The organism is Leclercia sp. LSNIH3, assembly GCF_002935105.1.
In the GTDB taxonomy this organism is placed as follows: Bacteria; Pseudomonadota; Gammaproteobacteria; order Enterobacterales; family Enterobacteriaceae; genus Enterobacter; species Enterobacter adecarboxylatus.
This window is the reverse complement of sequence record NZ_CP026387.1, coordinates 3,191,092-3,213,013: the sequence shown is the minus strand read 5'-3', so window position 1 is coordinate 3,213,013 and position 21,922 is coordinate 3,191,092. Positions and strand designations below refer to the sequence as shown.

18 protein-coding genes and 1 pseudogene are annotated in these 21,922 nt (G+C 55.8%); 6 read left to right on the top strand and 13 right to left on the bottom strand.

Translation table 11 applies throughout. The annotated features are described in order from the left end of the window. Positions 1-242: 242 nt before the first annotated feature. The gene (locus C3F35_RS15620; RefSeq protein ID WP_032614082.1) at positions 243-1,616 is read right to left on the bottom strand and encodes a PTS transporter subunit EIIC; all 1,374 of its coding nucleotides are present in this window, start codon (positions 1,614-1,616) and stop codon (positions 243-245) included. Positions 1,617-1,891: 275 nt separating this feature from the next. On the opposite strand from C3F35_RS15620, the gene C3F35_RS15615 reads away from it, so the two are divergent. Continuing rightward, positions 1,892-3,091 (top strand): enolase C-terminal domain-like protein, encoded by a 1,200-nt coding sequence (locus C3F35_RS15615; protein ID WP_059307220.1) that lies wholly within the window; start codon positions 1,892-1,894, stop codon positions 3,089-3,091. On the opposite strand, the pseudogene C3F35_RS15610 reads toward C3F35_RS15615, so the two are convergent. After that, positions 3,079-3,796, bottom strand: a pseudogene (locus C3F35_RS15610) (GntR family transcriptional regulator). The gene C3F35_RS15615 and the pseudogene C3F35_RS15610 overlap by 13 nt on opposite strands. A 36-nt stretch (positions 3,797-3,832) precedes the next feature. Continuing rightward, positions 3,833-4,672: an alpha/beta hydrolase gene (locus tag C3F35_RS15605; protein WP_103792857.1), complete on the bottom strand. Its 840-nt coding sequence runs from the start codon at positions 4,670-4,672 to the stop codon at positions 3,833-3,835. A 190-nt stretch (positions 4,673-4,862) separates the two neighbouring features. Between C3F35_RS15605 and C3F35_RS15600 the strand changes: the two genes are divergently transcribed. Together C3F35_RS15600 and C3F35_RS15595 are read left to right on the top strand one after the other, a co-directional pair. Next, entirely contained in the window at positions 4,863-7,766 is a 2,904-nt protein-coding gene (locus tag C3F35_RS15600; protein ID WP_103792856.1) for an autotransporter family protein, read from the top strand. Positions 7,767-7,884: 118 nt separating this feature from the next. Beyond that, positions 7,885-8,532: a DUF2238 domain-containing protein gene (locus tag C3F35_RS15595; protein ID WP_077226762.1), complete on the top strand. Its 648-nt coding sequence runs from the start codon at positions 7,885-7,887 to the stop codon at positions 8,530-8,532. A gap of 79 nt (positions 8,533-8,611) precedes the next feature. Here the strand turns inward: C3F35_RS15595 and C3F35_RS15590 are convergent, their stop codons facing one another. From C3F35_RS15590 to C3F35_RS15560, 7 genes are all read right to left on the bottom strand, one after another. Next, a complete protein-coding gene (locus C3F35_RS15590; RefSeq protein ID WP_146054047.1) occupies positions 8,612-9,280 on the bottom strand; it encodes an acyltransferase family protein in 669 nt (222 codons plus the stop codon). Positions 9,281-9,385: 105 nt separating this feature from the next. After that, on the bottom strand, positions 9,386-9,760 hold the full coding sequence (locus tag C3F35_RS15585; protein WP_103792854.1) for an acyltransferase family protein: 375 nt from the start codon (positions 9,758-9,760) through the stop codon (positions 9,386-9,388). Positions 9,761-10,116: 356 nt separating this feature from the next. Next, positions 10,117-11,094: an ABC transporter ATP-binding protein gene (locus C3F35_RS15580; protein WP_103792853.1), complete on the bottom strand. Its 978-nt coding sequence runs from the start codon at positions 11,092-11,094 to the stop codon at positions 10,117-10,119. Beyond that, a complete protein-coding gene (locus tag C3F35_RS15575; RefSeq protein ID WP_103792852.1) occupies positions 11,091-12,068 on the bottom strand; it encodes an ABC transporter ATP-binding protein in 978 nt (325 codons plus the stop codon). Before C3F35_RS15575 ends, C3F35_RS15580 begins: the two co-directional genes overlap by 4 nt. Further along, positions 12,061-12,906 (bottom strand): ABC transporter permease, encoded by an 846-nt coding sequence (locus C3F35_RS15570; RefSeq protein ID WP_032614097.1) that lies wholly within the window; start codon positions 12,904-12,906, stop codon positions 12,061-12,063. The genes C3F35_RS15575 and C3F35_RS15570 overlap by 8 nt, the downstream gene beginning before the upstream one ends. A gap of 6 nt (positions 12,907-12,912) precedes the next feature. Beyond that, entirely contained in the window at positions 12,913-13,866 is a 954-nt protein-coding gene (locus C3F35_RS15565; protein ID WP_103792851.1) for an ABC transporter permease, read from the bottom strand. 58 nt (positions 13,867-13,924) lie between these two features. Next, positions 13,925-15,514 carry an ABC transporter substrate-binding protein gene (locus C3F35_RS15560; protein WP_103792850.1) on the bottom strand — a complete coding sequence of 530 codons (1,590 nt, stop codon included), beginning with the start codon at positions 15,512-15,514 and terminating at the stop codon, positions 13,925-13,927. Positions 15,515-15,771: 257 nt separating this feature from the next. On the opposite strand from C3F35_RS15560, the gene yghU reads away from it, so the two are divergent. Continuing rightward, on the top strand, positions 15,772-16,641 hold the full coding sequence (gene yghU / locus C3F35_RS15555; RefSeq protein ID WP_103792849.1) for a glutathione-dependent disulfide-bond oxidoreductase: 870 nt from the start codon (positions 15,772-15,774) through the stop codon (positions 16,639-16,641). A 77-nt stretch (positions 16,642-16,718) separates the two neighbouring features. Here the strand turns inward: yghU and C3F35_RS15550 are convergent, their stop codons facing one another. Both C3F35_RS15550 and C3F35_RS15545 read right to left on the bottom strand, forming a co-directional pair. Then, positions 16,719-17,417 carry a molybdate ABC transporter substrate-binding protein gene (locus C3F35_RS15550; protein WP_103792848.1) on the bottom strand — a complete coding sequence of 233 codons (699 nt, stop codon included), beginning with the start codon at positions 17,415-17,417 and terminating at the stop codon, positions 16,719-16,721. Then, complete coding sequence (locus C3F35_RS15545; RefSeq protein WP_103792862.1) at positions 17,417-18,469, bottom strand: ABC transporter substrate-binding protein; 1,053 nt, start codon at positions 18,467-18,469, stop codon at positions 17,417-17,419. Before C3F35_RS15545 ends, C3F35_RS15550 begins: the two co-directional genes overlap by 1 nt. A gap of 167 nt (positions 18,470-18,636) precedes the next feature. On the opposite strand from C3F35_RS15545, the gene C3F35_RS15540 reads away from it, so the two are divergent. Both C3F35_RS15540 and fucR read left to right on the top strand, forming a co-directional pair. Then, entirely contained in the window at positions 18,637-19,620 is a 984-nt protein-coding gene (locus C3F35_RS15540) for a sensor domain-containing diguanylate cyclase (RefSeq protein WP_032614143.1), read from the top strand. Then, positions 19,617-20,333: an L-fucose operon activator gene (fucR, locus tag C3F35_RS15535; RefSeq protein ID WP_103792847.1), complete on the top strand. Its 717-nt coding sequence runs from the start codon at positions 19,617-19,619 to the stop codon at positions 20,331-20,333. Before C3F35_RS15540 ends, fucR begins: the two co-directional genes overlap by 4 nt. Here the strand turns inward: fucR and C3F35_RS15530 are convergent. After that, positions 20,330-21,877 (bottom strand): methyl-accepting chemotaxis protein, encoded by a 1,548-nt coding sequence (locus C3F35_RS15530; protein ID WP_059307215.1) that lies wholly within the window; start codon positions 21,875-21,877, stop codon positions 20,330-20,332. The genes fucR and C3F35_RS15530 overlap by 4 nt on opposite strands. Between the last annotated feature and the right edge of the window lie 45 nt (positions 21,878-21,922).

Genomic DNA, 21,922 nt, shown 5'->3' with positions numbered 1-21,922 from the left:
AGCGATTATTTCACGCTTTTCTCTTCAACCGGCCCGGCTGTTTGTGTGAAGTGATTCACATCTGCCGTGTCGATGGAGGCGCATTATAGGGAGTTCTCTTCAGGCCGCAACCCTTAAATGACAGAAAAATGACTGACTGCTGCATTCCCCAGCAAAACCCCGCCTTATACGCATTTGCCCACAGAGTTATCCACAAAAACACTCAGATTCCCTGCGACATACACGCTAAGACGGGGCCAGAATCACTCTGCGACTTGCTCTTTCCTCACCAGAATGGTGGTTAAGGTAAAGGAAAGCACCAATGAGATCGCCACCCCTGCCAGAGCAAAGACAAAATACGGGCCTATATAAGCAGGCAAACTGAAGATGCTCGACAGAATGTAGCCATAGAGACGCACACCGAAGAAGGCAATAAAGGCTGAAGCCAGGGAGCTGGCCACCGTCGCGGCGATGAATGCTTTCTTGTAACGCGTCAGAACACCAAAGAGTGCCGGCTCGGTAATGCCCAGCAGCGCAGAGATGCCTGCCGATAGCGTAACGGTTCTTTCCTGACGGTCCCGGCTCAGACGCCAGATAGCAAATGTCGCCCCCGCAATCGCCATATTGGCCATAAACATCATCGGCATCAGCATGTCGTAGCCGCGGTCGCTAAAGTTCTGCAGAGCAATCGGCGTCATCGCATGGTGCATCCCGGTCAGGATCGCCACCGGGCGGATGGCACCAACGATAAGCCCGGCAAAGCTGGCCGACACGCTAAATAGCCCCTCTATAAAGAAGGCGAGTCCTTTACCGAGCCAGATTCCAATCGGGCCGATCACCACCAGCGCCGCCAGCGCACCTATAAAGAGGGTGAGCGTGGGCGTGAACACCGTTTTCAGAACATCCGGCATGATGCTGTCTACCCAGCGATGGATATAGCTCAATGCCAGCACTGAGAAGATCACCGGTATGACGCTCGAAGCATAGTTAAAGACGGAGACCGGGATCGCATTCATTAACCAGAGGGCACTAACCGCCCCCTCCTGATGGGTCGCCAGGGCTTTCGCTGCTTCTATTAAAGAAGGGTACATCAGACAGGCGGCCACCGCCGCGGCGAGATACTCGTTGGTCTTAAAGATCTTCGCCGCCGACACAGCAAGAAAGAACGGCAGGAAATAGAAGACGCCGCTGGCAATCAGGTCGATAACCATAACGGTATCGCTTTTCGCCGAAACCACCTTCAGCGCGATCAGCCCGGCCAGCAATCCTTTGATCATCCCGGCACCGGCAATGGCCGGAACAATCGGGCCAAACACCCCCGAGACGGTATCCATAAAGAGGGACACCAGGCTTTTACGTCCCTTTGTCGCCGTCGGCGCTTTCTCATTCCCCTGTCCGAGCACATTAAGCATTTGCTCGTACCAGCTGTTTACCTTTGGCCCGATAATCACCTGAAACTGATCGCTCTGGAGCTGCGCGCCAAGTACGCCAGGCAGATTTTTGATTGCGGTCTGGTCAACCTTATTATCGTCGATTAAATCAAACCGTAGCCGCGTCATACAGTGCCAGACTTTATTAATATTCCCCTGGCCGCCTACCAGACGAATAATATTATTGATGGCTTCTTGCGTCCCCATAAAGACTCCTGCCGGTATGGTTGTTGTTTTAGTGATGCCACGAGAATAGATAAACCACCCAGACAAAACAAACCAATAAAAGTTGATGTCGCTCACATTTAACCACTAACAGAGCCGCAAAACCGCTATCAATCCAAAATTGGTATGGTTTTTAATTAATATACATTCAAATAACTGACCAAAATAAATATTAAAAAAAACGGTTTACCTGTAAACATTTTTAGGGCGATGATATTCCTGTTCCGTATTTCCACAGCGCAGCAAAGGAGTTTTTCGTGACGCCTGTGATTATCAATAATATCGAGTGTTTTATTACCCGGCCGGACCGACATAACCTGGTGACTGTCCGGGTAACTACCGGGCAAGGGCTGGTAGGACACGGTTGTGCCACCTTTCAGCAGCGCCCGCTGGCGGTTAAAACGCTCGTGGATGAATACCTCAAACCGCTGCTGGTAGGCCGGGATGCCAGTAACATCGAAGATCTGTGGCAAATGATGAACGTTAACGCCTACTGGCGTAACGGCCCGGCGATGAATAATGCCATCTCCGGCGTGGATATGGCCCTGTGGGATATTAAAGGGCAGCTGGCTGGCATGCCGCTGTATCAGTTGCTGGGCGGTAAATCCCGCGATGCGATCCCGGCTTACAGCCACGCCAGCGGCGAAACGCTGGAGGAGCTTTTTACCTCCGTCGATCAACTGGTGGCGCAAGGCTATCGCCACATCCGCTGCCAGCTTGGTTTTTACGGCGGCACGCCATCGGCATTGCATGCCCCCGAGAACCCGACCCCGGGTGCGTGGTTCGATCAGCATGAATATATGCGTAATACCGTGGAAATGTTCCACGCCCTGCGCGAAAAATATGGCTGGAAGCTCCATTTCTTACATGACGTCCACGAACGTTTATTCCCGCAGCAGGCCGTACAGCTGGCAAAACAGCTCGAGCCTTATCAGCCCTACTTTATCGAAGATATTTTGCCGCCACAGCAGAGCGCCTGGCTGGAACAGGTTCGCCAGCAGAGCTGCGTGCCGTTGGCAATGGGTGAGTTATTCAATAACCCAGCTGAATGGCACGATCTTATCGTGAATCGCCGCATCGACTTTATTCGCTGCCACATCTCGCAGATCGGCGGTATCACACCCGCGCTGAAGCTGGCGCATCTGTGTCAGGCCTTCGGCGTACGTCTCGCCTGGCATGGCCCCGGTGATATGACCCCCATCGGCGTGGCGGTGAATACGCATCTGAACATTCACCTGCATAATGCGGCTATTCAGGAATTTATCCCGCGCTCCGCCACTACCGACAGCGTGTTCCCTGGCGCGCCAGAGGTGAAGGACGGGTTTATCTATCCCCCAACAGCGCCCGGCATCGGCACAGGCTTTAATGAAGAGCTGGCTCTCGCGCACCCGGTGGTCTATCGCCCACACGAATGGACGCAAAGCCGCCTGCCGGACGGCACCCTTCATACGCCCTGATTTTGTCGCCAGGCTAAATTATCGCGGTTATACGGGCTGACCCAGGTGCAGGTGTAGTTGATATCAATAATATCGCTCACTTCGAAGACCCGGCCTCCCTCCAGTATCCCGCGATTATTAATATGCATTGCCGGGCTGCCTTTTTTGCAGCCCAGAATGACTGCCTGTTCACGACTGACGCTGACCGCCCGGTAGGTCGTCAGCATATGTGAAATGATCAACCCTTTGCTAAGTACGTACTGCTGGATGGAACGCTCAATCGCCTGCTGATTAAGGTCCGGGAAATCTGCAACCGGCATGCTGGACACTTCCAGCTGTACAGGCTGGTCATCGACGTAGCGCAACCGGCAAAAGTGCCAGATAAAACTCTCTTCATCGATGCCGAAGATCTGCTGCGCCACGCGATCGGGCCTCTTCTTATGCAGGCTAATCATCCGGTAGCGCATCTGATCGAATCGTTTTTCCGTGATCGAGTTGTAAATCAGCGGGTTATTACGCGCATGCTCGTTGATCCAGATCCCCGATCCCTGCACGATCCGCACCACGCCAATACTGACCAATTTTCAGCGCCTGGCGGATAGTAAAACGCGAGACACCATACTCTTCAGCCAGCTGTCTTTCAGGGGGAAGCTTACGTGGCCCCGCCGTGGTGTCCTGGTAGATTTTGCTCAGCAGATCCTGGGTGACAAACTCTTTCTTTTTCATTGTTTGGTCCTGACGTCATTCAACGTTGCTTACACCTCAGCACTCCGGCACCCCCTGTGCCAGTAATCCCGGCCAGACTGCCCCCCAATCCGAACCATGCTCCATTCCGCTGACCACTTCCGTTTGCACGCACTTCCCCCCCACTGCCTGTTGAAAACGTCGGGCGACAGCAGGCGGCACGGTGGTGTCGGCCCCGCCACTGTAATGTATCTGCGGCAGGGCGCGAAGCGCGGGAGCACGATCGATTGCATTCTCAGCCGTGGGCATCGGCGTGACATGGTGAATGGCATTCACATACGCCACATCGAGATTGCCTGCCACCGTGCGCAGAGAACGCACATCGCTCCGGCGTTCCGCCAGCAGCGCAGCAATATTGCCGCCCCCGGAGTAACCCACCAAATCGAGCTGTACCCCAGGATAGCGCAGCACTATCTGGTTGAGCGCCTCGCTCATTGCATCAATCACCACGGGGGAGAAGCGGTCCTGCGTCCAGATATTTACGCGGCAGTTAGCCGGTAAGGGCGGCCCGATGAACTGGCAGGGCCGGGAAAGATAAAACACATTTGCCTGCTTATCTGCCGCAGCCAGTTTCAGGCCCGTGGGATTACGCGGCGTCGGATTATCGGACGGGATTGTGCGGCTCTTCCAGGCAAAGCCATCTCCTTCGATGTAAACCCGCAGGGAGTGAACCGGCGGCGTGATTCGATGCCATGCCACAACCGGGAAAAGCTCTGTGTCAAGTTTCTCACTGGTAAGACCACTATCGCTGGCTATTTTTTGCGCAGAGATGTACGGATCGACGGAAATACACCCTGCCAACAATAAAGATAAATTAATCAATACCGTTCCCTGCAAAAAGTGAGGATATATCCTCATACCGCCACCAGCCTTAACGCAAATTACTCACATGACAATTTATTGAGAATAAATTCACGCGGAAATAATTAAGCATTGCTTATTGTTTTCGGCAATGAATTGTATATTCTGCGCCCGAAGATATCGGATTAATCCGAAGAAATCACCGCTGCATTTTGCAAAAACATCGCAACTTTAATGATGGTACACCATGGAAAAGAAACGTCTTAGCCAGCTTATCTCTCTGCTGGTGGCATCAACGACCGCGCACGCCTACGCGACATCTCCAGAATTAATTATCAGTGCCCCGACCAGCAATGTGCAGATCGCTGACGCCAAAGAGTTAGTGCATATCACTCAGGCGGGAAGTGTCACCGGTGCCCCGGGTTCAGCATTAGCCGTTAATTCGGGCGTGAGTGTCACCACGCTGACCAATGATGGTTCCATCACCGACGTGATTAATACCCCCCTGTTCTTAAGCAGCCATGTGGTGCAGATTGATGGGACAGTAGGTGAGCTTAACAATAACGGAACCATTGCCAGCCTTAATCAGTACCAGAATGGCAGAGTGGTTGCGGTAGGTGAATCAGGTGTAATTAACACCTTCACCAACAGCGGCACCATTAAGGGTGTTCAGAACGTCTATAACTACTACGACTCAAATTCCTATAATAACGGCACGATAGACAATGCCGGGACCATTACTACTTTACTGAATACCACCGAAGGTAAAATCTTCGGTACTCGCGCCATCAGTAACCAGGGAACCATTGATAACCTGACCAATGCCGGACTGATCGCTTTTACCCCATCCGAAAATAATATTTACTCGGGTCAAAACAGCGCCATTTTCAATAATGGGACGATCGGCACGTTGCACAACACCGGTACGATTGACGGTGGGACTTCTGATGATTACGACCGTTCCGGAATATATAATAAGGGCACCATTAATACCCTCATCAACGATAATAAGATTAATGGCAGCTTCACCGGTATCTATAGTAACGGCGGCATTAGCGAGATCGTTAATAACGGTGAGATATCAGGCAAGTCGAATGGTATGTATCTCTGGAATTATTACAACCAGAGCGCAGCGGTGCACATTGTCAACAATGGCCAGTTAACCGGCAGTGATTTTGCGCTGCTTGTCAGCAGTAATAACAGCGATGGCGCGACCCTGACCAACACTGGCAATATTGCCGGTAATATTTTCGCCTTAAATGGGACACCATTAATCATTAACGGTGGCACTACTACCACGGGCACGCTGGCCGGTATCGACGGCGCGACAGGCACCCTTATCGGCTCCGATATCATCTTTGGCTCCGGCTCCCTGCTCCTGAACGATAATATCGTGACCAGCATGCCTGAATACGGCCTGATGTCACTGCAGATGAGCGATGAAAGTCCTGCATCAAACGGCACCGTGGTGAACGAAGCGGCTTCCCTGCAGGTGAACAACAGCATCAACATCGCCGGTGATTACCATCAGAAAGCAGCCGCAACGCTGATTTCCGGTGTCTCCGATCTGACAGATGCCCGCGGCGATCTGCTTGCCGATACTGGCTATGGCCGTCTCAACGTTAGCGGCAATGCCATTGTCGATGCAGGTTCCAGCATTAAACTGCTGCGCACCGGCAGCACTTACCAGTTTGCTGAAGGCCAGCGTTATGTGGTGATCAATGCCACAGGCGCAGAGACCGACTACCACGCCGATCAGCTGAATTATAAAGCCCTCGGCTACCGGGGTACGGTCAATGGTTCTGTTTATGACGCTACTGATAGCAAGGCCCTGGTATTAACCCTGGGCGCAGAGCCGGTCGTTATCGCGCCGGTAGAACCTCAGCCTGAGCCAACGCCAGAGGTTACGCCGCCGGTAGTGACAGAACCCGACGTCACCACCCCGATCGTTACGGTGCCAACACCGCCGACGCCGCCGGCGGAACCGACTCCGACTCAACCGACTAAACGTGGCTATGCCACTATCCCGAGCGCCACGGCAGCACTCGGCGGGCTGGCGCGCTACTCCGGTATCGCCTCCCCGCAGCTGTTAGATCTCTACAACGCCTCTCTGGCGATTGAAGGTAAACAGGAAGCAAACCGCGCAGGCGAGCGTCTGTCCACCAGCCAGAATCTCAACACCAGTTCCGCAGCCACCGTGGCGACGTCTACCGCTCAGGCAGTGGTGGGTGCTCACATTGATGCCGTGCGTAACCCGCAAGCCTCCGGCGTCAGCGGCGTGGCGACCGGTGATGACTACGCCAACAACTGGATCGTCTGGGGTCAGCCGTTCGGTGGTTATGCCCGCCAGGACAGCACCGACAACGTCAGCGGCTACACCGCGAAATTTGGCGGCCTGATCATAGGTGCCGATCGCGCGCTGGGTGATGACTGGCGTCTGGGCGCAGCCCTGAACTACAGCAACACCTCCGTACACGGGAAAGACAACCTGAGCGGCAACAACTCCACCGCCGATAACTACGGGGTGATTGGTTACGCGGGTTACACCGGCAATCCGTGGTACCTGAACCTCTCTGCGGGTCTCAACCGTCAGAACTACAGCTCCGTGCGTCGCGCTGATTTCACCGGCTTCTCCGGCGCCGCCCACGGCAAGTTCAACGGCCAGTCCATCACCCTGCAAAGCGAGCTTGGCTATCCAATCACTCTGCCGGCTGACGTGGTGCTGACCCCGCTGGCGGGCCTGACCTATGGCTATCAGCATGTGGATGGTTACAGCGAAACCGGCGGCAACGGCATGGCGCTGGATGTTAGCAGCACCCACTCGCAGTCTGTGATGAGCGACATCGGTGCCCGCATCGAGAAGACCTTCGCCACCGGCATGGGTAACCTGACGCCGTTCGCCCAGGTCTCCTGGATCCACCAGTACGATAACCGTCAGGTCAGCAGCCATGCGACCTACGCCGCCGATGCCATCGGTGAAACCAGCTTTATCACCAAAGGTGCTTCTCCAGTGGAAGATATGGCAGGCGTGGCCGTAGGCACGACCCTGTATAACGCCAACGATCTGAGCCTCGACGCACGTTATGACCTGCAGGCCGGCGACCGCTACCAGGCGCACACCTTCAGTCTGCGTTTACGCAAGTCGTTCTGATTGTTATCAATAATAACGGGGCCGTGAGTGGCCCCGTTTTTTTATGCTTCTTCGCCAAACATTGTGTTTTTCGCCGCGTCGGTCAATAGTGTCTGTTTTTACTCAACAGTTAACGCTCATGACGCAAACTGCACTCTCCTCTGGATTAAAGGTCGGCGCGCTGCTTCTGCTGCTGATCCTGATTTACACCGGTCTGTATACCTCGGACCGCATCACCTGGCTGATGGAGGTGACGCCGGTCATCATCATCGTGCCGCTGCTGCTCGCCACCCAACGGCGCTACCCGCTGACTCCCCTGCTCTACACGCTGATCTTCTGGCACGCCATTATTCTGATGGTGGGCGGAATGTACACCTACGCCAAAGTGCCCATCGGTTTTGATGTTCAGGAGATGTTCCACCTGAGCCGCAACCCGTATGACAAGCTGGGGCACTTTTTCCAGGGTCTGGTTCCTGCGCTGGCAGCCCGGGAGATCCTGGTGCGCGGCGGCTACGTCACTGGCCGCAAGATGACGGCTTTTCTGGTGTGCTGTATTGCGCTGGCGATCAGCGCCACTTACGAGCTGATCGAGTGGTGGGCGGCGCTGGCGATGGGCCAGGGCGCGGATGATTTCCTGGGGACGCAGGGCGATCCCTGGGATACGCAGTCCGATATGTTCTGCGCCCTGCTCGGAGCACTCACCACGGTGCTGGTGCTCGGACGCTGGCATCAGCGCCAGTTAACACACCTCAGAGCAGCCGATAAAAGGGGTACTGGCGATTATTGATGATAATGAACGCGGTATGTCTGCGTCATGCCTGGTGATTCAGGCATGACGTTTACCAATGCAGGTGGCTAGCGTTCTTTCAAATTGGCGATCGGGTCTCCGCTTTTTTTGCCGAACGCATCGAGAGCTGGATAAAAGGTTTCTCGATATATTTGTAAGTTGCTGCGGAGAGCAACAATATCGTGATAAACCCAACTGATGAGAAAATCATATAGATTTTAACATCCACACTCAGGCCAGAACTTTTCAGGGCATAATTCATGCAGTACCAGCCAATACCATGCAGAAGATAGATGCTATAACTGATCTCTCCAAGCCTGACAATAGCCCGGTGAGTTAATAAGCCAAACAGATCCGCGCCATTAACAATAAAAATAAACAATAACGTCAGAGCCGGGAGTGAATAAAGGCTATACGGGGTGTTGTAGAATAAGAAAGCCAACACGACACACACTACTGCGCTGAGATCGTAATGTAATTTCGTCATTGTGAACGAAGGAACGAACGCCCGCGCTAAAAATCCGCATGAAAAACAAGCCAGGAAGACACCGTATCCGGGATTTATTCCATGCACAACATATGCGGAAAGGAATAAACAGATTAACGCGCCGGTTAAGGGCATAGCTTTCTGTCTCAACAGGATCACTAATGGCAAACTGAAATACAATGCCCACTCCCAGAACAATGTCCAGGTCACGCCCGCATTAATCAGCGTCGCATCAGCCATTCCCAGCACGGCAGGCTTCACACCCGTTACGCCGCCATCAAACCAGAACAGGATAGTGTATCTAAAATCAGTAAAATCCAGGTTATGTCGTCTCGTATAAGCTGCGATTGCAACGCAGCATAACGATTAAACAACGAAGATCGGCACAATGCGCATAACTCTTTTAAAATAAAAGAGATCCCAGCGTTCGGGCTTCATACCATAAAATAAATATCCAGAGAGAATAAAGAACATCATCACGGCTGCAGAGCCTATCCGAAGATTGAGAGGATAATCATTCAGATTTTCCAGAACCCAACCCTTACCCTCGAAATAAAAATAACTGAGGCCGTAATGGTGAAAAACCACGAATACGGAGAGAAAAAAGCGCAGGCCATCAAGGTTCTTTCTGCGGCTATCATTGTTAGCATCAATAAAACGAAAAAATTTACTACTGAAAATACAGCAAGATACAACAAGAATAGAAATCATCCACAGCAATAACGCACCTTGTTCAGGCATTTATTTTAACCCTCATTAATACTTACCGGAGAAGCATTCTTTTTTGCATCAGGAGCAATCAAGCATTGATGCAGGCTATCATTCAGGCGAGAGCTTACCACATCTGATTCGTTTCGATAGGCGTCGTGAATGCCGCTACCCCACGCAGCATCTGGTATTCAAAGGGTGTCAATATCCGCGCAATTGCCCACCGGATTGTCTCTTAATCCGTAAGTAGAGTCCGGTGCTGACTTATTCCATTATCATTTCGCTGGCAGCATCGAGTGACCGTAATTTTTTGCCATTAAACAGACGTCAGAAGTGCCCTTGCGCATATTCAGTGCCTGTAGGTGCGCCATCTGCTGCTCTTAATGCCCTCACACCTTAAACAACCAGCAGGCCGTGAAATGGCCTGGGGCGATCTCCTGCATCGCGGGCGCTTCGCGTCGGCATACCGGCATGACGTGCGGACAGCGGCTGCAAAACTTACAGCCTGGCAGCACGGAGGTCGGGCCGGGGATCTCCCCGCGCAGGGTAGCCTGCTCCAGATTGCGGATCCGCGGATCGGGCTGCGGCACCGAGGCTAACAAAGCCCGGGTATAGGGGTGCGCCGGATGCTGATACAGGGCGTTGGCAGGCGCTACTTCCACCAGCTTGCCGAGGTACATCACCCCGATACGAGTCGAGATATGGCGCACCATCGACAGATCGTGGGCGATAAACAGATAAGTCAGCCCCAGCTCCTGCTGCAGATCCTGAAGAATATTCACCACCTGCGCCTGCACCGAGACGTCCAGCGCCGACAGCGGCTCGTCGCATAGCACAAACTCCGGGCGCACCGACAGCGCGCGGGCAATGCTGATGCGCTGGCGCTGACCGCCACTGAACTCGTGCGGAAAACGCTGAAGATGTTCCTGCTTAAGCCCGACTTTATAGAGCAGGGTTTCAGTACGCTCCCGCTGCTCCTCGCGGCTGTAACCGTGGATCTGCATCGGCTCGGCCACCAGCTGCTGCACGGTCATCCCCGGATTCAGCGAGGAGTAAGGATCCTGGAAAATGGCCTGCATCCGCTTGCGCAGCGGCTTGAGCTGTTTTTCGCTGGCCTGGGCAATTGCCTGTCCGGCAAAATCAATCTCGCCGGAAGTGATATCAAACAGGCGTAAAATGGCGCGCCCGAGGGTCGATTTCCCGCAGCCGGATTCACCCACCAGGCCAAAGGTTTCCCCCTGCTGAATCTCAAAGCTGACGCCATCCACCGCTTTGACTGCTACTCCTTTGCGCAGCAGACCGCCGTTAAGGGTAAAGTGTTTATGCAGGTCCCGCACGCTTACCAGCGGGGCGTGTTGTTCGCTCATGCCTGCACCTCCTTATCGGCCAGTAGCCAGCAAGCTGCACGATGCCCGGGGTCCGTGATGTAAAACGCGGGCTGGCGCTCACACTGCGGCATCCGCTGTGGGCAGCGTTCAGCGAACGGGCAGCCCGGGGGCGGATTCAACAACCCTGGCGGCGAGCCTTCGATAGGCGACAGGCGATGGCTGGTCTGTTCCGGGTGCGGCAGGGATGCCAGCAGCCCCTGGGTATAGGGGTGCGCCGGGCGATAAAAGATATCCTCCACGCTCCCCTCTTCCATCACCAGCCCGCCGTACATCACCACCACCCGGCTGCACACCTGGGCCACCACGCCCAGATCGTGGGTGATCAGCAGGATGGCAGTATGGGTTTTCAGTTGCAGGCTTTTTAACAGCCGCAGGATCTGCGCCTGGATGGTGACGTCCAGCGCAGTGGTAGGTTCATCGGCGATCAGCAGTTTGGGATCGCAGGAGAGCGCGATAGCGATCATTACCCGCTGGCGCATACCGCCGCTGAACTCGTGCGGATACTGATCGTAACGGCGCTCCGCTTCGGCAATGCCCACCTTCTCCAGCATGGCGATGCTCGTCGCCCGGGCGGCTTTTTTGTTTAAGCCTTTATTGCGCATCAGGATCTCAGACATCTGTCTGCCGATAGTCACCGCCGGATTGAGCGCGGTCATCGGATCCTGAAAAATCATCGCGATCTGGTTCCCGCGAATGGCGCGCATCTGCTTCGGGGTTTTCTGCGCCAGATCGTCATTGTCGAAACGGATCTGTCCCCCGGTGATATGCCCGTTGCTCCCCAGCAACTGGATGATCGACTTGCAGGTGACACTCTTCCCGCAGCCGGATTCGCCGACAATGCCAACCAGCTCTCCCGGCTGCACGTGAAAGCTCACCCCGCGCACCGCGTGGACATCACCATCGCGGGTGCGGAAGGTGGTTTGCAGGTTGTCGAGTTCAAGTAAGTTATTCATCGCGGTTCGCTCCCGGCTCAAAGGCGGTGCGGAACACGTCGCCTAACACGTTAAAACTGAACACCGTCAGCAAAATCAAAATGCCGGGGAACATCGCCAGCCAGGAGGCTTCGCCGATATACGACTGGGCGTTATTAAGCATGCTGCCCCAGGACGCGGCGGGAGCCTGCACCCCGAGTCCGAGGAAGCTGAGGGTCGACTCCATCAGAATGGCCGAAGCAATATTCAGCGTGGCGGCGACAATAATGGTCGGCAGCACGCCAGGGATGATGTGGCGCAAGATAATCCGCAGCGGATGTTCCCCCGAGGCGCGGGCATAGAGTACATACTCGCGCTCTTTGACGGACAGCGTTTCGGCACGCACCAGTCGGGACATATTCATCCACGTCAGCAGGCTGATGATCATGATGATGTTATCCACGCCGGGCTTCAGGTAAGCATTAAGCACCAGCAGCAGGAAGAAGGCCGGGATCGCCATCAGGATATCCACCGCGCGCATCATCAGGTTATCCAGCCAGCCGCCGAAGTAGCCGCTCAACGTGCCGACCAGGGTGCCGATCAGCGTCGAAAAGAGCATCGCCAGACTGCCGACCATGAGCGAGATCTGGCCGCCGTAAAGCGCGCGGGTAAAGTAGTCGCGTCCGTATTCGTCGGTGCCGAACCAGTGGGCACCATCGGGCGGCAGCGTGCGCGCCCCCAGCGACATCTGATCCGGATCGTAAGGACTCAGCCCCGCGCACAGGGCGGCAACGACAAAAATAAAAAGTACAAACAGAGAGAACTGCGCCGGACGATTGCGGCGCAACTGGTGACGAACCTGTTGCCAGCGTCTGCTCATCCGGGATTACCTCAGGGTACGTATGCGGGGATCGGCGAAGCGATAGAGCAGATCGGCGATCAGGTTACCGACGATCAGCATCAGCGACGAGAGCATGATGATCGCCATAATCAGCGGGTAGTCGAGGGAGGTGATCGACTGGATCCCCAGTAATCCCATGCCCGGCCACGAGAAGACGCTCTCGGTGACATAGGCCCCCACTACCAGCTCGCCAAACGACAGGCCAAACAGCGTGATCACTGGCAGCAGCACGTTTTTCAGTACATGCCGGAACAGGATACTGGAACGCGTGGCCCCGTAAGCCAGCTGGGTCTGCACGTAGTCGGCAGAGAGCTGCGAGAGGGTGTTGGAACGGATGTAGCGCATATAGCTGGAGAGGTTATAGAAAGTCAGCGCAATGCATGGCAGCACGCCGTGGCGCACCACATCCAGCCAGTTGTCCTCCATGCCGATGGTGCGCATCCCCATGCTGGGGAACCAGTTGAGCTGCACGGCAAAGACGGTGATCAGCAGAATGCCAAACCAGAAGATCGGAACAGAGATACCAATATAGGCGAACAGGTTCAGAACATGATCCAGCCAGCGGTGCTTAAACGCGCCGGCCAGCAGCCCCAGCGGGATAGCGAGGATAATCGCCATCAGCAGCGAAGCCCCCATCAGGCCTAACGTGGCGGGAATACGTTCGGCAATCATCACTAACACCGGGCGGTGATAGATCAGCGAATACCCTAGATCGCCCTGCACTATGTTTTTCAGCCACAGAAAATATTGCGTCACCAGCGGCTTATCCAGCCCCAGACTCTGGCGGATACGCTCAATATCTTCGGGTGCCATGCGCGGGGTGATGTAGGCCGCCACCGGATCGCCAGGGGCAAGTTTGACCAGCAAAAACGCCACCAGCGAGATAAAGAACAGCATCGGCACCAGTTGCAGCAGGCGACGCATCAGTAATGTGTTCACGACATGCCCTTACGACTTACCCCACACAAAGCCCCGATCGGTTGACCGGGGCGACAGCTTATTTTTGATAGATTTTTGACAGATCCTGGAACAGATAGACCGGCTTCGGTTCCGCCTCTTTGGTGCCGCCAAAGCGTTTATCTAAAGCAACGGTGGCATTGGTGTAGGCAATCGGGTAGTACGTCATGTCGTTGGCCACGGTTTGCTGAATTTGCTTGTAGATATCAGCGCGTTTTCCGGTGTCGGTTTCTACCGCACCTTTATCCCACAGGGCATCGAACTGCGGGTTCTTATAGTGGGCGTAGTTGTAGGCTTCGTTGCTCATGAACAGCGATTTGTAACCATCCGGCTCGGCACCCATGATGTAGCCGCCGAGGTTCAGCTCCCAGGCGGTATTGTTCATGTCGAGGCTGCGCTGGGACATGGCATTAGAGTCGAGCGGCATCAGCTCCACGTTCACCCCAATCCCTTTCAGCGCCTGCTGAATGTAGAGCGCCTGGCTCTCCTGGGTTTTGTTGGTGTTGACGTAGGCCAGACGTAGTTTGAGGTTTGCCGGTGCGCCGGAGGCCTTCAGCAGATCTTTGGCTTTTTGCTGATCGAAGGCGTACTGCTCGACGTCATTGGTCTGATAGAGCGTATCCGGTGTCAGGAATGAGGCGGCTGGTTTGGCGTAATCCAGGGAGGTGAATGCGGTCTGGGTCAGTTCGTCTTTATTAATGGCGTAGGCAATGGCCTGGCGCAGTTCCTTACTCTTCATCACCGGCACATTCTGGTTGAAGGTCATGTAGGCCAGACGCCCTTCCGGGTAGACCACAAAGTCAAACTTGCCGGTGTTCTTCAGGCGCGACACATCCTGCGGATCGACCATTTTCAGGTTGATCTCGCCGTTTTGCAGCGCAAGGTTGGCGGAGTTGCTGTCTTTGGCGAAACGGTAGGTTACGGCGTCGAGCTTCGCTTTACCGTTCCAGTAATCGTCAAAGCGGGTCAGAGCATAATACTGCCCGGCGCGGTACTCTTTAAATTTGAACGGCCCGGAACCGACCGGGGCATCGTTTTTGGTGCTCTTTTCCAGATCGGCTTCATTCGCGAAGACGTGCTGCGGGATCGGGTAGATCTGCACCAGGGTACCGGTGAAGGCGGCGCTCACCTGCGGCAGTGTGAACTTGACGGTGCGATCGTCCACCTTGCTCACCGCCACCGGCTTGCCGCCGTAGGTAAACATACTGCGGAAGAAACTGTGCTGTTTCTCCTCCAGCAGTTTATTGAAGGTGAAGACGACGTCGTCGGCGGTCAGCGGCTGGCCGTCCTGCCATTTCAGATTGGGTTTTAGGGTCAGGGTGTAGCTGAGGTTATCGGCAGAAGGCGTCAGGCTTTCGGCCAGACCCCATTCGATTTTGCCATCGTTAAAGCTGTAGAGCGGAGCATACAGCGCCTGCATGATCGTCAGGGTGGTTCGGTCGCTGGCATACAGCGGGTTAACCGCTAACGGATCGCCGGAGGTGATGCCGATAATCAGTGAGCCGCCCTCTTTTGGCGTATCGCTTTTGGCAGCCGGGGCCGACGCAGCGTCGTTATTTTTGGCATCATCACAGCCCGCGGCGACCAGGGCCAGCGCGACCAGAACAGCAGAAACGAATGGCTTACGCATATCTCACTAACTCCTTGCCTTGAAAGTTTTTTTAACTGCTCATTTTTATTTTTTACCGATATCTGTTTGCGCATCATATTCAGCTTTAGGCGCTTTCGCATTAACAATGAAAATGCGATTTTTGATTAAGCTTATAACGAATTTGATATATATAAGCGCAATGCGGAATAGCGCATAACCTTATGCGCTCAGTTCGTTAAACCGTTCACGGATCTCCTGCTAAACTGCCTCAACACATCCCAAAAAGGCAGATCAACATGTCCGACAACAACTACCAGCCAGCGAAAGTCTGGGAATGGAAGCAGAACCCCAACGGTGGCGCATTCCCCAGCATCAACCGTCCGATCTCGGGCGCTACCCATGACAAAGTACTGCCAGTCGGTTCGCACCCGCTGCAGCTGTATTCTCTGGGCACGCCAAACGGCCAGAAGGTGACGATTCTGCTGGAAGAGTTACTGGCGCTGGGCGTGACCGGTGCGGAATATGACGCATGGCTGATCCGTATTGGTGAGGGGGATCAGTTCTCCAGCGGGTTTGTTGAGGTCAACCCGAACTCCAAAATTCCGGCCCTGCGCGACCACTCCACCACACCGCCAACCCGCGTGTTTGAATCCGGCAATATCCTGCTTTATCTGGCGGAGAAATTCGGTCACTTCCTGCCAAAAGATCCGGCGGGCCGGGTAGAAACCCTGAACTGGCTGTTCTGGCTGCAAGGCGCCGCCCCGTTCCTCGGCGGCGGTTTTGGTCACTTCTATCACTATGCGCCGGTGAAAATTGAGTACGCGATTGATCGCTTCACAATGGAAGCCAAACGCCTGTTCGACGTGCTGGATAAACAGCTGGCGCGCGGTCGCTACGTGGCGGGGGAAGAGTACAGCATCGCGGATATCGCCATCTGGCCATGGTTTGGCAGCGTGGCGCTGGGCCAGGTCTATGGCGCGGCGGAGTTCCTGGATGCCGAAAGCTATAAGAACGTCCAGCGCTGGGCGAAGGATGTCGCCAGCCGTCCGGCGGTGAAGCGTGGGCGTATCGTCAACCGCACCAACGGCGAGTTGAACGAGCAGCTGCATGAGCGTCATGCGGCAAGCGATTTTGATACCAACACCGAAGACAAACGCCAGGGTTAATCTGTACGGCCTGATGCCCTCTCCCACCGGGAGAGGGTGCAAACACCTGTAACGGCAACCCTGTTGCCGATTTGCATTTATCCTGTCGTACCTCCCGGCAAAAACCCCGCCTGATGCAGGATCGCTTGTGCCGTATTTGACTGTAAAAACGCCATCAGCCGTTGCCCCTGCGGCGTCATTACCGCACAGGCATACACCGCACGCGGATTGAAGGGCGCCGGGATGTCGATGACCGTCAGCCCTGCTATCGCCCGCAATGCTGGCGCGTAGCTGGCGTATCCGATAAACACCTCCGCCTGTCCACCCTGGATAAGCCACTCTGCTGCCAGCCTGCCCGCCGGAACCGGCGCAGATCCCCGGCCACCCACCAGGGCCATTGCCCGCTTCCTCACGGCCTCGCCAGCATTACCCATACGGGTAAACAGCGTCTGGGTGTAATCCCCGGACGGATCGGCTCCCGCCGTCGAGGTGGCAATGCGCAAGTCATCCCGGGTAAGTAAAGAGAGCCAGTCGTCACTGTCGCGCAGCACATCGCTGCGCACGGTCAGACAGAGTGTATTGCTCGCGAAAGACGCCACGGATTGCGCCAGCCCCATAGCCTGCAGCGCCTGCGGGTGGGCAAGATTGGCCGAGGCGAAGAGATCGCAGGCCTCGCCCGATGCAATACGTTCCCGTAGCAGCCCTGCCGGGCCAAACTGCGTCTCAACCGCTTCCGGGAAGTGGGCCATTAATTGCGGCCACACCCGCCGCAGGCTCCCTGCCGCCAGCACGCGCATCAGTCGTTCCCCTGCCAGGTGGTGCGATAGAAACGCTGATACCAGTCGTTGGCCACTTTGCGCATATCTATGTCTTTAAATTTCTCCGGATAGAGCTTTTTAGCCATCCACAGTTCGCCGATCCCCATCGCCTCCGGCATCGGGTAACCCCAGGCTTTGGCATAGTCTGGCATCAGGTAGACACGATGATTTTTCACCGCGTCAATGGTCTGCCACTGCGCGCCGGTCTTGATCTCGTTGACCACGGAAGGGTAGCGATCCTGCACGAAAATCACCTGCGGGTTCCAGGCGATCACCTGCTCCATCGCCACGGTTTTGAAACCCTGAATGGTTGCCGCCGCCACGTTAACCGCCCCCGCATGGGCCATCATCAGCCCGGTATATTTACCGGAGCCGTAGGTAGTGAGTTCCGGGTTAGCCATGTAGGCGCGAACACGTTTTTCCGCCGGGAGAGTATTCAGACGGTCGCTGACCCTCCGGCGGCCTTGATCGACGGCGTTAATCAGCGCCTTCGCTTCCGGCTGCTTGTTAACAATCTCGCCAATCAGCGCGATCCCTTCGCGCAGCCCGCGATCGTAAGCCTGCTCTTCATCGTTCATCGTAGGGTTCATTTTCGCTTTCTCACCCGCGGCATCGTGGCGCAGGGAGATAGCGACTACCGGAATACCCAGGCTGCTGATCTTGTCGATCATCTCCTGCGGCGCATAGTTGGTGACAAACACCACCTGCGGTTTCAGGGCCACCAGCTTTTCCGGGTCAACGTGGGTGAGATCGCCCAGCATCGCTTTGTGGTTCAGTTCAGGAGCCAGACGCGCGTAGCCGTCGCCCAGCTGCTGTTTCCAGTTCGCCATCACCCCCACGATCTTATCGGCGGCGTTCATTTGCACCAGTAAGTTCAGCGTCTGATGCTGGAGTACCACCACGCGGTCAACCTCATCGGGGAGAGTGACCTGACGGCCAATCTGGTCGGTGATCAGGCGGGAGGCCTGAGAAGAGAGGGGCAGTAAAGCCACTACGCCTAAGGTTAAGGCTTGCCAAAATTGCTGTTTCATCATGTCCTCGCATTCGTTATATATTTTATTATACAGCGATGCGGTTATGCCGTCGTGCCTCCTTTAGAGGTAAAAAGCCCTAATGCAAATCCCTCTCTTTTTTCAACGGCATATTTACAACCATCCGGTAAACTGGCATCAATAATTTCTTTCTTCAGATTATTCGCATGTCAGAAAAGGCGCTGAAACAACAGATTCAGAATCTTAAAAAGCATAATGCCCGGCTTGCCAGGCTGGCGCGTGACGCCCGTAGCAAGCTCAGTGCGGCGCTCGACGGGACCGGTCTGTGTTTATGGCAGCTCGATGTTCCGACCGGGAAGCTGATTATTTATAACCGCCGCTGGGGTTCCATGCTGGGCTATCAGCCTAAGGAGCTGAACGCGCAGTTTGAGATCTGGCGCGAGCATCTGCACCCTGATGACAAGCAGAACGTGCTCGACGCGTTCTACGATCATCTGCACGGCAAAACCCCCTTCTACGAAGCGCTGCACCGGATGCAGCACAAAAACGGCACCGTCACCTGGGTGCTGGATCGTGGCCGCGTCACCGAATGGGATGAGCAAGGTAATCCCCTGAAGGTGACCGGTACGCACATCGATATGACTAAAGAGAAGCAGTACGAGGAGCAGCTTGCCCAGCTGGCCAATCACGATCCGCTCACCGGCCTTGCCAACCGCCATGCGCTGCTTACCCACTTCGCGCAGCTAAAAGCCCAGGGGCCACTGTGCATTGCCTTTATCGATCTGGATGATTTTAAAACGGTGAACGACACCTTTGGCCACCGCAGCGGCGACGAGTTACTCATCCAGCTCAGCCAGCGTCTGCGTGACGCCTGCCCGCCGGGGGCCGTTGTCGGGCGTCTGGGCGGGGACGAGTTTGTGCTGCTGCTGCCCTTCCCGCTCGCCAGCCTGCTGGTGAACAGCACCGCGCACCACTGCCTGAACGCAGCCCTGACGCCATTCGAGCTGGATAATGGCCAGGCGAAGGTCGGAGCCTCGGTGGGGATTGATGAGGTGCAGGAAGAGGATGATTTCGTCAATGCGCTGCGCCGCGCCGATCGGTCGATGTACCAGATTAAACACACCGGCAAGAACGGTGTGGCGATTGGCCAGACGCTGCTCTCGGTCTCCCGCACAGGAACCTACCCATGAAAAGCATCCGTCATCAGGAACTGATCCGCCTGCTGGCCGCGTCGGACTGGCTGACGACGGACGCTCTTGCCGCTGAGCTTCGCGTCAGCAAAGAGACCATTCGCCGCGATCTGAAACAGCTTCAACAGCAGGGAAGGATCGTGCGCCATCACGGGCGGGCGCGGGCGATCCACCCGGATCATCGCGACGGCGGCGAGCCATTTGGCGCGCGGCTGAAAAGCCATTACGCCGATAAAGCCGACATTGCCCGCCACGCCCTCGACTGGGTCAGCGAAGGGATGACCCTGGCTCTTGATGCCAGCTCAACCTGCTTTCACCTGGCGCGGCAGCTACCGGATATCGCCCTGACAGTGTTTACCAACAGCCTGCCCATCTGCCATGAAATGGCGAAGCGCGAACGCATTACCCTGATCTGCTCGGGCGGGACGCTGGAGCGCAAATATCGTTGCTATGTGAACCCGGCCCTGGTGACGCAGCTGAAAGCGCTGGAGATTGACCTGTTTATTTTTTCCTGTGAAGGGGTGGATGAGCAGGGTGTGATGTGGGATCCCACCCCGCACAGTGCCGGCTTTAAGTCGCAGCTGCTTAGTCGTGCCAGCCAGTCCCTGCTGCTGATCGACAAAAGCAAATTCCAGCGTTCCAGCGAAGTGAAAATAGGTCACCTTTCACAGGTGACCCAATTGATCAGCGACGTGCAACTCGGCCGCCGCTAGCTCGCCAGGCGGAACTTCTGCACCGAGCGTTGCAGTTCTTCGGTCTGGCGCTCCAGGGCAGAGGCCGCAGCTGATACCTGCTCCACCAGCGAAGCGTTCTGCTGGGTCACGCCGTCCATCTGGGTGATCGCCACCCCCACCTGCGAAATGCCTTTGCTCTGCTCTTCCGAAGCGGCGGCAATCTGCTTCATGATGGTGGTTACGCCGGTGATGTCGCGCAGCACGGCGTTCATGGTGGTGCCGGTATCGTTCACCAGTCTGGCCCCCTCCTCCACGCGGGACACGGAGTCGGTAATAAGTCCTTCGATCTCTTTTGCCGCACTGGCGCTGCGGCTGGCGAGATTACGTACCTCCCCCGCCACCACCGCAAAGCCGCGCCCCTGCTCACCCGCACGCGCCGCTTCAACTGCCGCGTTAAGGGCCAGAATATTGGTCTGGAAGGCGATGCTATTAATGACGCTGGTGATCTCCGCGATTTTCTTCGAGCTGACGGAAATGCCGGTCATGGTATTGACCACGTTCTCCACTAATGCCCCGCCGCGGCTGGCGGTAAGAGACGCCACATCCGCCAGCTCGCTTGCCTGCCGGGCATTGTCTGCATTCAGCTTCACCGTGGCGGTGAGTTGCTCCATGCTGGCGGCAGTCTCTTCCAGCGCCGCTGCCTGCTCTTCGGTACGCGACGAGAGATCGTTATTGCCGCTGGAAATTTCCGTAGCGCCACGCCAGATATTCTCGCTCCCGGCGCGAATGGTACTGACCGCTTCACGCAGGCTGTCCTGCATCGCCGTCAGCAGCGGCACCAGTTGGCCCACGCAGTTACGGCCAAAGGGAGCAATCGGCTGGCTGAGATCGCCCTGGGCAATCTGACGAAAGTGTTGGCGGATCTGATCCAGAGGCTTCACCAGCATCGCAACCAGGTAGCGATCGGCGAAGAGCAAGATCAGCAGGCCAATCAGGGTCGCGGTGATGATCACCGTGCGGGTGAAGCCGGTGAGGCCGTCCACCGTCACGCGGGTGCTATCGAGAATGCTGTCGGCAGCTTTATTGAACTGACCGGCACTCTCACCAAAGGCGCGACTTAACGGCGGGGTGACGTTATTCGCCTGCTGGCGATAGCCGTCGAGATTACCCTGCTGCGCGAACTGCATCTGGGGCTTTACGCCGTTCTCCAGCAGCGCCTGCCAGTTGGCGATCACCTTAGCGGAGATCTGCGCATCCATCGGCCCCGGCGACATGGCTTTCATCTCATCGAGCTTGTTGCTCATCGTCTCCAGCGCCTGCTGTACGGAGGCGAGATCTGCCGTACCGCCAGCCGCCTGCGCGTCCATCGCACGGCTCAGACGGGTGACGAAGCGGAAGTACTGATCGTTACCCTGGCTGAGCACCGTCATCTGTTTGACCAGTTGCCGATCGACGTCATTGCCATCCGCCACGCGCGAGAGCGCCCAGGAGCTGTACAGCCCGACCGCCGCCCACATTAAACAGAAAATGCCCAGAATCGTCAGCATGACGAACCGGATCGTGAAATTACGAAACACTTGCATATTTGTTTCCTTGCCATGAGGGAGATATCGCCCGAAGGCGAGTCT